Raw genomic sequence first — 12184 nt, 5'->3', positions numbered from 1 at the left:
GCGTGTACTCTACTCGCTCTTCGTGATGGCTCGCCGGCTCGAGCGCCGTGATCGCACGGCTTCCCGGGCCAGCTCATCCGCACGTTCGTTCAGCGCCACACCCGAATGTCCGGGGACGTACTCGAGCCGCGTTTTGTTGCGCTTCAGCACATCCTTCACCTCGGCGACGAGGTCCGTGTTGGCCTTCGCCTTCCAGCCCTTCTGCAGCACGCCGATCGCGTACTGGCTGTCCGTGCGGACGAGCAGCGGCTTGCCTGTGTCCTCGACGGCCCCCACGGCCCGCAGGATCGCCGTCAGCTCCGCGATGTTGTTCGTGCCGTTCCCGAGGTACTCGCTGATCTCGATCCGCCGATCCCCGTCGACGACCACGACCCCGAGCCCCGCCGGCCCCGGATTCCCCGTGCAAGCGCCGTCCGCGTACGCGACCAGCTGCCCCTCTGCGAGCGGCGGCGCCGCGTCATGCGCGGCCTTCGCGGCGGCCTTGCGCTCCTCGGACGTCGTCGCCTTGGCGCGGCTCGTCCCTGCGGACTTCGTCGCGACCTGGGCCTCGCCGTCTTTTTTCTTCTCGACGGCCTCGGCCGGGCCACACGCGTCATCCGGCAAGAGCTCGCCGGGGACCACCTTCAGGTTGTCCTCGCGCGCTCCGTACTTCCGCCCATCGTTCGGCTTGTACCGAACTTCCACACGACCACCGTCCGAGACCAGGCGGCCCGCCTCGTCGGCCTTTGCGTACACCTTTTGCCCACGCAGGAGCGCTCGTACCCACGGCACGCGCGCACCTTGGCACAGACCCCCGCCCCGGCGAAAGCAATCGTCATGTGTTCCGTGACCGTGACAGCGTCGCCCCCGTGACAGCCGGCCCTGCCCGTTGTACACGCCCCCTTCGTGAACGAGAACGAAGACGCGCGACCCTTCTTTGCGCCTGGCCTCTTCGAGGGACAGGTGGCCATCGTCACCGGCGGCGGCAGTGGCATCGGGCTCTCCGTGGCGCGGGAGCTCGGCCGGCTCGGCGCCAGCATCGCCATCTGCGGGCGCAAGCCCGAGAAAATCGAAGCCGCGATCGGCACCTTGCGCGAGGCCGGCCTCGCCGAGAGCCGCGTCCTCGGCGTGCCTTGCGACATCCGCGAGCCCGCGCAGATCGAGGCGTTCGTCCGCGCCGCGATGGATCGCTTCGGCCGCGTCGACATCCTCGTCAACAACGCGGGCGGCCAGTTCCCGAGCCCGGCCGAGCAGATCTCGCCGCGGGGCTTCGAGGCCGTCGTCCGCAACAACCTGAACGGCACGTTCAACATGACCCGCGAGGTCGCGAACGTGGCCATGATCCCGCAGAAGCGCGGCCGCATCGTCAACGTCACGGCGATGGTCGTCCGCGGCTTCCCGGGCATGGCGCACACGGGCGCGGCGCGCGCGGGCGTCGAGAACCTCACGCGCACGCTCGCGGTCGAGTGGGCGACGCATGGAATCCGGGTCAATGCGGTCGCGCCGGGCACGATTCGTTCGAGCGGCACGGCGCAATATGGCGACGGGATGCTCGAGTTCGCGCGCAAGGCGACGCCGCTCAAGCGCCTCGGCGGCGTGGACGAGGTCGCGCGTGTGGTCGTGTTCCTCGCGAGCGAGCGCAACGATTTCATCACGGGCGCGGTGATCCCGATCGACGGGGGCGCCTCGCTCTGGGGCGACATCTGGCAGATCTCCGATCCGTAGCGTGAGCGCCGGCGATCCGCATACCACTCCGGAAGGAGACGTGTCCGCGCAGGCGCCTGCCTCGGCGCCCGCGCCCGCCCCCGCGCCCGCCCCGGCGCCCCGGACAAACGCATTCCGCGCCGCCTACGCCTGGTGCCGCGAATACGTCCTGGGGTACGATCCCGGGTTTTTCTGGGTCCTCGCGCCGTTCATCCTGCTCTGCATGGTGCTCTATACCCGGGCACCCACGACGAACTACATCTTCGACGAGCAGGAAGCGCTCCTCGCGAACCCGTACGTCAATGCGACCGGGGGCCTGCGCTACATCGACGCCATCTTCCGCGATTTCTGGGGCCTGCCGCCCGATCGCAGCGTGGGCTCCTACCGCCCCGTCCCCAATTTCCTCTGGCGCGCGCTCTGGGCCATCTCCAAGCAGCCCTTCTTCCACCATTTTTACAACGTCCTCTTCCACGCCGTGAATGGCGCGCTCCTCTCGCTCGTGACCTTCCGGATCACGCGCAGACGGGGCACGGCGTATCTCGCCGGCGCGATCTTCGTCTCCGCCGCCATTCTCACCGAGGCCGTGAGCGGCATCGTCGGCATCGCCGACGTCTTCGGCGGCATGGGCGCCCTGCTCGCCGTGCTCGCGCTCGCGCTACCGGGCTGGCTCATGCCCGCGGGCGTCTTTGTCGCGCTCGTGTTCGGCCTCTTCAGCAAGGAGAGCGCCGTCGTCTGCGTCCCGCTCGTCCCGTTCGCCGCGCTCGTCTTCTCGCCGCACCTGCATCCCGAGCGCCCCGCGCGTATCCTGCGTACCCTCGCCGCGCTCGTCGCCTCCGTCTTCGCGTTCGTCCTGTACGTCGAGCTGCGCAAACGCTGGTTCCCCTCGCCGACGCCGGCCGAGCTCCTCGAACCCTTGCCCGAAGGCGCCTCGGCCCTTTCGCGAGCCGCGCGCTCCTTCCTCCTCTGGTTCCACCAGGCGCCGCTCCCCAAGGATCCGCTGAACAATCCCCTCGCCGAGGTCGATTTCCCGCATCGCATCGCCGGCGCGCTCCGCGTCTACTGGCGTGGCCTCGTGCAGGTCGTTTTTCCGCGCACCCTGAGCGGCGATTATTCGTTCCCGCAGGAGCCCGCGCCGGATCGTCTCGTCTTTGCCGAGAGCGTGCTCGGCGCGGTGGCCCTGATCGGCCCGCCCCTCGCGGGCATTGGGATGTGGATCGTCGGCGTCGTCCGGGAACGCGCGGCGCGCAAGGAAATCGTTCGTCTCGGGCTCGCTGGAAAACCCGCGCCCGGTCGCCCTCGGCTTGCGATCCTCGCGGCCTTCCTCTTCGCGCTCGCGCCCGCGCTCGTCGCCGTCGAGGTCTTTGTCCTTCGTCCGCGCGGGATTTCGCTCACCTTGCGTGGGTTTTCCTGGGCCATCCTCGCCGTGCCCGTCTTCGCGATCTCGCTCGGCCTCTTTGCCGATTGCACACGCGGCGTGGTCCCGCCCGACGCGCCCGAGGCACCACGTCCGCTCGGGCGCGCGGGGCTCGCGCTCGTGGCGGTGGGCCTGGTTTGGCTCGTCGTGAGTTATTTCCCGCACTCGAACATCCCGGTTGTCCTGCCGACCGTGCGGGCCGAGCGATTCTGGTATTTCCCGGTCATCGGCACCTCGCTCCTTCTCGCCGTCGCGTTCGCGGCCGCGCACGAGCGCCTTTCGAAGCGCCCGCGCTTCCGTTTCGTGGTCCCCGCCGTCTTCCTCGCCTTCTTCCTGTTCCAGTGCGTCAAGGCCTATGCGCACGCGATGGATTACCGCTCCGACCTCACGTTCTGGGAGGCGACGAAGGATGCGGTGCCGATGTCGGCGAAGGCGCACCTCAATTTCTCGGTGATGAAGGGGGCGCGTGGGGACATGGAGACGCGCCTCGCGGAGAGCCGGAAGGCCCTCGAGCTCGCGCCGGAATGGGCCATGGCGCACGTCTACACCGGCGACACGCTTTGCCGCATGCACCGCCCGGACGAGGCGTGGCCCCATTACGAGATCGGCTTCGGCCGGGGCCCGAACGAGATCGGGCTTCTCGCGCTCGGGCTCCAGTGCCTGTACGACGAGAAGAAGCTGAAGGAGCACGAGGACGCGTTGCGCACGCTCGCGGAGGAGCACCCCGGGACGTGGCTCGCGTACCTCGCGATCGATACGCTCGACAACGGCGAGAAGCACGGCGGCGTCGATCCGAAGCACCGCCCGCGCTCTTACAATGAAGGTCCGAAGGAAAACGCGGAATAACCTGCGGGACCTTCGAAACGAGAAACCCCGCCTCGGTTTGCCGAGGCGGGGTTTTTCGTTCACCCGGTGTTCAGGCCGAGATCACTTGCCCTTGCGGTACGTGTTCCACATCGACTGCATGCGCGCGCTCTGACCCTCGGTGAAGTGGTCCATGCAGGCGTCGTCGGTGTAGTCCATGAAGTTCTTGATCGGGTCGACGCCCGCCGTGGAGCAGGTGTCGCGGCCCGTCGGGCAGCCGTAGGCCGCCGACTTCTCGGCCGGCGTGTCGGAGACGTAATCGTTCGTCTTCTGGCAGCCGCCCTGGAACGTGTGATAGAGGCCCATCCAGTGGCCGACCTCGTGCGTGCCCGTGTCGCCGAGGTTGTACGGCGCCGCGCTGCCGCCGGGGACCGACGAGAAGAGCAGGACGACGCCGTCATCCTTCGGGTTCGAGGTGTAGCTCGAGGGGAACGTCGCCCAGCCGAGCAGGCCGCCGCCTGGGTTCGAGCTGTAGACGTTGAGGTCGTCGGCCGAGCCCTGGCGGAGGGCCGTCTTCATGTTCTTCTCCGCCGTCGTGCCCGGGCCCGCCGTGTACCACGTGCTGTTCGTCGTGCGGTCGACGCTGACGAGGTTGAACGTCACGCCCCAGGCTGCGTACGCGTCATTGAGGACCTTGATCTGGTCGTCGATCTGCGTCTGCGGGATGTCGCCGTTCGCGATGCCCGTGCCCTTGTTGATGACGTGCCAGTAGACGGGGATGACCGCGCCGACGCTGACGTTGAGGTTATCCTTCCAGGGGGCGAGCTGCTCGAACTCGGCCTCGAGCTTGGCCGCCTCCTCCATCGTCAGCTCCTTCGTGCCGCAGGTGCGCACGACGGGCACGCCAGCGGCTTCCGTCTCGCCACCGACGTCGCCGCCGACGTCGCCGATCTCGGTCGAATCGGCGCTGCAGCCCGCGCCGAGCAGCGCGAAGGCGGAGAAGATACCCCCGAGAACGACCGTGTTGTGAAGCTTGCGCATGCGGCTCTCCTTTGGTTGTCGGAAAAAAAAGGACCGACGCAATGTACAGGGCGCGCACCGTTTTATTCAAGTGAAATCGATTCGAAATCGTCTCCGCGTCGGGACGCGTAATGACCCGACCGATATCAATAGCAATCAAGTTGCATGAATATGAAGCGGCGCGTTCGCGCGGTGGAGCACACGTCCGCCTGGGGCGGGACGTGTAAATATCCGAAGCAGCGGACAATTTGGTCCCGTTTTGACAATCGTCACACCGCCGTCGTGGTACAAGCCACAGGCTCGGCGATGCAAATGCAATCAAATTGCGATGGATTGCGCGTCGGCGACGCGATCGTCATCCGCCTGTGGTCATTCCTATGACCACGGCATGCAATCAATGCTGGCGGAATATTCCAGCGTTGGCGCTGTATACGACCGCGTCGAGCCGATGTTCCCGACGCACGAGCAAGAGCTCCGGGGCCTCGAGGTCGACCTCGATCTCGCCCCCCACATCCGAGAAGCCACACGCCCGCGCCCCGAGCTCGGAGCCGATTCGCCAAAGCTCCTCCGCCGGCGTGCGCCGGTCCCCCTCCTTGACGCGCAGCGTGATGCGTTTCCCCGTGCGGAGCCGCTCGCCGAGATCGACACAGCGCAGATCCTCGAGCGGCGCCGTCATGACGTGACTGTCGATCCCCGTGCAAAGCAGGGCGCCCGCGCCCACGAGCGCCGTGACGTCCGGCAGCCCGTCGCCGAGATCCCGCTCCGTCGTCGGGCACAAACAAACGAACGCGCCCGCCTCGCCGAGGAGCCGCGCCTCGTGCGGCAAAAGGTGCGTCGCGTGCACCGCCACGAAGCGCGGCGAGAGCACGGAACGCTCGGCGAGGAGCTCCACGGGCCGTTTCCCCGTCTCCGCGAGGCACGCCGCGATCTCCGCAGGCTGCTCGGCCACGTGCGCATGCAGCATCATGCCGCGCGCCTCGGCGAACGCCGCGATCGGGCCGAGCCAATCGGGCGGGACCGCGCGCACACTGTGCGGCGCGACGCCGATCCGCACATCCGGGTCCTGCGCCCATCGCGCGGCGAGCGTCTCGACGTCGGCGAGCGAGCGATCGAGATCCGCATCGGAAAACCTACGTTGCGCGCCCTCGGGCGGCCGGCCCGCGCCCGCGCGCGTGTAGATCACGCGGAGGAGCGCAATGCGGAGCCCCTCGGCCTTCGCCGCGCGGATCACCTGATCGGCGAGGACCGTGCGGTCCTCGTACGGCGTGCCGTCCGGCTGGTGATGCACGTAGTGGAACTCGCCCACGGTGCGCACGCCGGCGCGGTAGAGCTCGCGGTACGCGACGCGCGCGATCGCGTGGATGCTCTCCGGCGTGAGCGTGTCCGCGAGTGCGTACATCGAGGTCCGCCAGGACCAGAAATCGTCCGTGCCCGTAGGACCGGGCCGCTGCGCGTCGCCCCGCATCGCGCGCTGAAAGGCGTGGGAATGCGCGGTCGCAAGGGCGGGCAGGAAAAACCTCTCGTTCATGAGCGCCTCGTCGTGATCGTCACGCGCGGCCGGTTCACTTGCCCCAGTTGACCTTGGGGCGCCCCGGCGGGGTGACGTTCGGCATCACATGGTAGAGCGCGCGGGCGAAGAGCGGCAGCGATCCACACGCGGCCTCGCCGAGGTTTTTCTCTTCGTCGGGATCGGTGCGCAGATCGAAGCAGTGGTACTCGCCGTCCCACTCGCGCGCCTGCACCTTGAGCGGCCCCTGCATCGCGCCCCAGTTGCGGAACGCGCACTCCCACACGCCCGTGCAATTCGTGAGCGGCACGGGCTCGATCGTGCGCTCGGGCCGCGTGAGCGGGTGGCCGATCATGCGGCGCCGGAAGGGCACGAGCGCAGGATCGTCCCACACGCCGAGGAGATCGAGGAACGTGGGTGCGAGATCGAGGTGATAGACGTACGCGTGCTCGGCGGCGCGGATGCTCGCCTCTTCTTCCGGCGCGAGCGTGCCCTCGGGCGCGTCGATCCACGTCGGCACGCGGATCTCCTCCTCATAGAGCGAGCTCGTGTGCCCCATTTGCCAGTGCTCGCGGAACGACTCGCCGTGATCCGAGGTGTACACGACGACCGTGCGAGCGCCCTTGTCGCTCTCGCGCACGTGCCGGAGCAGCTTGCCCACGGCCTTGTCCGACAGGTACACGACGTTCTTGTAGTAGTTCAGGAACTGGTCGTTGAGCTCGGGCGCGTTCTTGAAGGCCGCCGGCTGGAACGGCGCGTGTTTCTCGTCGTAGACGTAGGGGTAGTGCACGTTCGAGTAGTGCACGACGGCGAAGAAGGGCTCTTCGAGCTCGCCGAACTCCTGGATCACGCGCTCGGTAAGCAGCGAGTCATACGCGCCCGCGTCGAGGTCGGCCATCGTGTCGAGGTGCGTCGCGACGGCGAAGTGGCTCGCGGGGATATCCTGCACGTAGAGCCGCGCGTTGCCGAAGATGAGGTTCTGGCTCGTCCAGTACGCGGTGTCCCAGCCCGCCGCGGCCGCGTACTCCCAGAGCAGCGGCACCGAATGCAAGACGGCGCGTGGCTCGGTCGGGCGCACGCCGGACCAGATGTTCGAGATGGAGATCGCCGTGGTCGAGTCGTGCGCGTGCATCTCGTAGAGGGGCATGCGGTTCGGCATGGCCTCGTTCGAGAAGGGCGTGGCGCAATCGCTCGCGGGGTCGTAGGCGACGCACGTCACGTCGGCGCGCTGGCTCTCCTGGAGCACGAGCAGCACGTTGCGCGGCCGCTTCGGGCGTGAGGAGAGCTTGGGCACGGGCTCGGGGCGCCTGCGCTCGACGCGCAGATCGGGCGAGTCGTTCGTGATGTCGAGGTTCTCCTTCACCACCGCGGTGACGCCGTGGAAGTAGAGGAGATCCGGCGGCGACGACATGACGACCCGGTAGCTGACGGGCGTCTTCACCGCGAGGACGAGCACGGCCGGGACGAGGAGCGGCGCGACGAGGCGCGGGATCCTACGAGGTCGTACGAACCTGCGCGCGAAGACGAGCATTCCGATCGAGGCCGCGATCGCGAGCACGACCTCGAAGAGCAGGGTGGGGCGCGTGAGCGGGAGGTAGCCGTAGAGCGAGTCCGCGACGGACTTCGAATGGATCTGGCCGTCGAGCGTGAGATACGTGTTCCACTGCCTGTGGAAGGCGCCCTCGACGCCGAGCGCGACCGAGAAGAGCAGGACGAAGAGCCCGCCCACGGCGCCGCGGAAGATCCCGCGCGAGCGCGCGGCCACGTAGAGCAGGACGCCCCAGAACACAAAACTCTCGCAGAGCCCCGCGAGGTAGCCGAGCCTATGCCATCGATCGAGCCGCAGGAGGTGATCGTGCCGGCGCAAGAGATCCGTGACGAGCACCCAGAGCATCGGCGTGACGAGCGCCAGAAACCCGATCCACCTGCGCCGCCGGCGGAGCCGCTTGCGCCGCTGCCCCGCAGGCCCGAGCACTCGTTTCGTCTTGCGCTTGCCGGGGTTCGTCGTCGCCGCGGTCGCGGCGGGCCCAGGGCTTCCTTCGCTCACTTCACTCACGTCTTTGATTCGTTCACTTCACGAGGCCCGGCAGCCCTCCGTGCAGGGCCTCCGCGCGCGCGGCCATGTCTCCGCACGCCGCCGCGCCGAGATCACGAAGCTCCTTCGGATCGGCGAGCACGTCGTAGCAATGCCACGCCGTGTCCCACTCGCGCGCTTCGAGCTTCAAATTCCCTCGCATCATGCCCCAGTTGCGGAACGCGCAGCCCCACACGCCCGAGCAGTTCGTGAGCGGCACCGGCTCCGTCCGCTCGATCGGCCCGAGCAGGCTCTTGCCGATCATCGCGCCATACCAGCGCGAGAAGCCCGCCTCGCGCTCGAGGCCGAGCATGTCGAGGATCGTCGGCGCGAGGTCCGTGTGGAACAGGATCGATTCGCGGTGCGACGCGAGCGCGGCCACCTCGGCCTCGGTGAGCGTGCCCTCGGGCGCGTCGATCCAGGCCGGCACGTGGATCTCCTCGTCGAGCACCGCGCCCGTGTGCCCGAGCTGCCCGTGCTCGCGGAACGACTCGCCGTGATCCGAGGTGAACACCACGATCGTGCGTTCGCCGAACGGCTGTTCCCGGACGAACCGCAGCATCTCGCCGATCGTCCGATCCTGCAGGTGCACCGCGTCGAGGTAGTAGTTGCGGTAGGCCTCGTTGTCCTCGGGCGCCTTGCTGTCCTGCGCGGGCTGGAACGGGGCGTGCTCGGGATCGATGCGGTAGGGGATGTGCGTGTTGCCGTAGTGGGCGACGGCGAAAAACGGTTCGCGCATCTCGCGGATGTCTTTGCGGATGCGCTCGGTGAGCAGCTCGTCACGCGCGCCGAGATCCATGTCGGCGAGTGGATCGAGATCGGTCGCGCCGGTCTGGTGCGAGGTCGGCAGGTCCTGCACGTAGAGGCGCGAGTTCGCGAACATCATGTGGTGGCTGGTCCAGTACGCCGTGTCGTACCCGGCTGCGTTCGCGTAATCGAAGAGCAGCGGATAGCCGTGCAGGTCCTCGCGCGAGGCCGTCGGCGGCAGGCCCGACCAGAGAACCGCGAGCGAGATCGCGGTGGTCGAGGCGTTCGAGCGCATCTGGAGCAGCGGGAAGCGCTTGCGCGCCGCGGCGTTCGTCGCCGGCGAGAAGGGGCAATCGTCCGTGGGCGCCGTGCAGTGTGCGTCGGCGCGCACGCTCTCGGTGATGACGAAGAGCACATTCGGCCGTGTGACACGCGCGCCGCTCGGGATCGCGGTGGCGCCGGGGAGTTGGGGCGGCGTGCGCAGTCCAGGGCGGACGTGCTCGGGCGGCCGGAGGCCGGTGATCTGCTTGATCACGCCGCCCATCGCGTGGAGATAGATCACGTCCGGCGTCGAGGCCTGCACGGTGCGGTACGAGCAGGGGATCAGGAAGCCGAACACGATCGCGAGCGGCGCGAGGATCCGCGCGACGCGGCTGCTCCGGGTCTGGCGCGGACGCACGAACCTGCGCGCAGCGACGACCAGCGCGGCGGCGCAGACGAGCGGCGGCGCGATCGCGGACACGAGGTTGCCGCCGTCGGCGCGCAGGTGCCCGACGACGCTCTCCGAGAACGACGTCGCGAAGAGCAACGCGTCGAGGTTCACGTACGTCGAGTAGCAGCGCTGAAAGTAGATCTGGATGCCGAGCGTGACCGTCGCGAGCAGCACGAAGAGCGAGGCCGAGATCCAGCGAACGGCGCCGCGACGCGACGACGCGGAGTAGAGCAAGAGGCCCCAGAGCACCGCGCTCTCGACGATCGCGCCCGCGTAACTCGCCACGTGCTTGCCGCGCAGATCGAGGAGCCTTCCGCCGCGGATCCAGATGTCGACGGCGAGCACGAGCACGACCGGGGCGAGGAGCACGAGCCAGGCGATGCGGCGCCGTGCGCGGGCCAGGCGCCGAAGCTTCTGGCTCTTCGGCCCGAGGGACGCGGGCTCGCTCGTCCGGGCGCCTTCCGCGCTGGGATCGAGGGGATAGTTCGTCGCGGACACGCTCTCGCGCCTCATCCTAGCCCAATTCACGTCCCGGCAACGAATGGGTGACGTGTTTGTAACGACGGCGCTGGAGGACCGGGGTCCGGCGTTGCCCGAGTCACCTGAACCAGGCGACCGCGGGGGACCGTTGAGACGTGGGGAGCATGCTCCTCCGGACGGTTCGATTTATGCTCCGCCCCGACCAAAAGGCCGTCCGGAGTCAGCCCATGTCGACGAACACCGAGCCGACGGAACACGCGCGCCTCACGCTGGAGCTCGAGACCGCGCTCCTGCGTGAGCTGCGCTCGACCTACCAGGACCTGAACGCCACGTATTTCCGGCGCGCGCTGAAGATCCCGACGATCGAGCTCGGCGACGCGGAGCGTTACCTCGGCCGCTGGCACCGGGAGACTCGTTGCATCGAGATCGGCCGGCGCCTCGTGATCGAGCGGCCCTGGGGGATCGTGGTCGAGGTGCTGAAGCACGAGATGGCGCATCAGTACGTGCACGAGGTGCTCGGTCAGACGAGCGAGCACGCGCATGGCCCGGCCTTTCGCGGGGTCTGCCAGCGGCTCGGGATCGACGCGCACGCCTCGGGGCTGCCGGAGGCGCAAGACGCGGAGCCGGGCGAAGCGCGCGTGCTCGAGCGGATCGCGAAGCTGCTCGCGCTCGCGGAGAGCGCGAACGTGAACGAGGCGCAAGCCGCGATGAACGCCGCCCAGCGCTTGATGCTGAAGTACAACATCGACAGCGTCGCGGAGCGGTCGGCGCAGGGCTACGGCTTCCGCCACCTCGGCAAGCCCACGGGCCGCGTGACCGAGGCCGAGCGGCGGCTCGCGTCGATCCTCGGCAAGCACTTCTTCGTGGAGGTCATCTGGGTGCCGGTGTACCGGCCGCTCGAAGGCAAGCGCGGGAGCGTGCTGGAGATCTGCGGCTCGCACGCGAACCTGGAGATGGCGAGCTACGTGTACGCGTTCCTGACGCGCACGGCCGAGCAGCTCTGGACAGCGCACAAGAAGACGAAGGGGCTCGGCGGGAACCGCGATCGGCGCACGTTCGTGGCGGGCGTGATGGCGGGCTTCGACGAGAAGCTCGGAGCGCAACGCGAGGTCAACACGAGCGAGGGGCTCGTGTGGGTGAAGGACGCGGATCTCGGGCGGTACTACCGGCAGCGGCATCCGCGCATCCAGCACGTGAAGTACGCGGGCGGGCCGCGCAGCGAGGCGCACGCCGAGGGACGCGCGGCAGGTCGGCGCATCGTGCTGCACAAGCCGGTGGGGCAGGGGTCGAGCGGAGGGATCCGGCTTTTGCCGGGGAAGTCGTAAGACTCCCTGGGTCTCATCCGGGAGGCGCTGCGCTGGGGCTTTGCCCCAGACCCCACCGGGGCTATCCGCCCCTGGACCTGGACCAGCGCAAGCGCTGGACCCGGGGTCGATGAACTGCGCGATGCGCAGTTCATCGAACAGGCCGAGGCAAGAGCGGGAGCGACCCTGCCAATCAAGACAGCGGCGCTGCCCTTTCGACTGGCGACGCGGTCCAACGGGCCCGTTGGAAGAACTGCGCATCGCGCAGTTCTTCCACCCCGAGTCCAGGGCTTGCCCTGGTTCGGGTCGAGGGGCGAACAGCCCCCGCGGGGCCCGGGGCAGCGCCCCAGCGCGGCGGTTTGCGATGAGACTATGCTCAGCCCTCGCGGGAGCGGGGAGACGTCAGGAGCAGCAGAAGAAGTCGCGCCGCTCGACGAAC

General features: G+C 68.5%; 7 protein-coding genes and 1 pseudogene. 3 read left to right on the top strand and 5 right to left on the bottom strand.

Annotation, left to right across the window (positions count from 1 at the left end; genetic code table 11):
- Positions 1 to 9: 9 nt before the first annotated feature.
- Positions 10 to 771: a ribonuclease HI gene (locus KEG38_RS25395; RefSeq protein WP_272422480.1), complete on the bottom strand. Its 762-nt coding sequence runs from the start codon at positions 769 to 771 to the stop codon at positions 10 to 12.
- Between the two features lie 114 nt (positions 772 to 885).
- Here KEG38_RS25395 and KEG38_RS25390 point away from each other — a divergent pair, with 114 nt between their 5' ends.
- Both KEG38_RS25390 and KEG38_RS25385 read left to right on the top strand, forming a co-directional pair.
- Positions 886 to 1704 carry an SDR family oxidoreductase gene (locus KEG38_RS25390; protein WP_272422479.1) on the top strand — a complete coding sequence of 273 codons (819 nt, stop codon included), beginning with the start codon at positions 886 to 888 and terminating at the stop codon, positions 1702 to 1704.
- A 40-nt stretch (positions 1705 to 1744) separates the two neighbouring features.
- Positions 1745 to 3943: a tetratricopeptide repeat protein gene (locus KEG38_RS25385; RefSeq protein WP_272422478.1), complete on the top strand. Its 2199-nt coding sequence runs from the start codon at positions 1745 to 1747 to the stop codon at positions 3941 to 3943.
- Positions 3944 to 4024: 81 nt separating this feature from the next.
- Here KEG38_RS25385 and KEG38_RS25380 read toward each other — a convergent pair whose 3' ends face one another.
- The 4 genes and pseudogenes from KEG38_RS25380 to KEG38_RS25365 all read right to left on the bottom strand — a co-directional run bounded on the left by KEG38_RS25380 (position 4025) and on the right by KEG38_RS25365 (position 10459).
- Positions 4025 to 4942, bottom strand: a complete 918-nt coding sequence (locus KEG38_RS25380) for a zinc metalloprotease (RefSeq protein WP_272422477.1) — start codon at positions 4940 to 4942, stop codon at positions 4025 to 4027.
- A 373-nt stretch (positions 4943 to 5315) separates the two neighbouring features.
- A pseudogene (locus tag KEG38_RS25375) lies at positions 5316 to 6464 on the bottom strand (formimidoylglutamate deiminase); the annotation flags it as partial.
- A 19-nt stretch (positions 6465 to 6483) separates the two neighbouring features.
- Positions 6484 to 8484, bottom strand: a complete 2001-nt coding sequence (locus KEG38_RS25370; protein WP_272422476.1) for a sulfatase-like hydrolase/transferase — start codon at positions 8482 to 8484, stop codon at positions 6484 to 6486.
- Positions 8485 to 8497: 13 nt separating this feature from the next.
- Positions 8498 to 10459 carry a sulfatase-like hydrolase/transferase gene (locus KEG38_RS25365; protein WP_272422475.1) on the bottom strand — a complete coding sequence of 654 codons (1962 nt, stop codon included), beginning with the start codon at positions 10457 to 10459 and terminating at the stop codon, positions 8498 to 8500.
- 209 nt (positions 10460 to 10668) lie between these two features.
- Between KEG38_RS25365 and KEG38_RS25360 the strand changes: the two genes are divergently transcribed.
- Positions 10669 to 11766 (top strand): DUF2786 domain-containing protein, encoded by a 1098-nt coding sequence (locus KEG38_RS25360; RefSeq protein WP_272422474.1) that lies wholly within the window; start codon positions 10669 to 10671, stop codon positions 11764 to 11766.
- Positions 11767 to 12184: the final 418 nt, after the last annotated feature.

It is taken from the genome of Polyangium jinanense (genome assembly GCF_028435265.1).
Lineage (GTDB): Bacteria > Myxococcota_A > Polyangia > Polyangiales > Polyangiaceae > Polyangium > Polyangium jinanense.
This window is presented reverse-complemented; position numbering and strand designations above follow the sequence as displayed.

What these genes read in the sequence shown, in the direction of transcription:
- KEG38_RS25380 (WP_272422477.1), bottom strand. Translation starts at nt 4,942, where the DNA reads ATGCGCAAGCTTCACAACACGGTCGTTCTCGGGGGTATCTTCTCCGCC.
- KEG38_RS25360 (WP_272422474.1), top strand. Translation starts at nt 10,669, where the DNA reads ATGTCGACGAACACCGAGCCGACGGAACACGCGCGCCTCACGCTGGAG.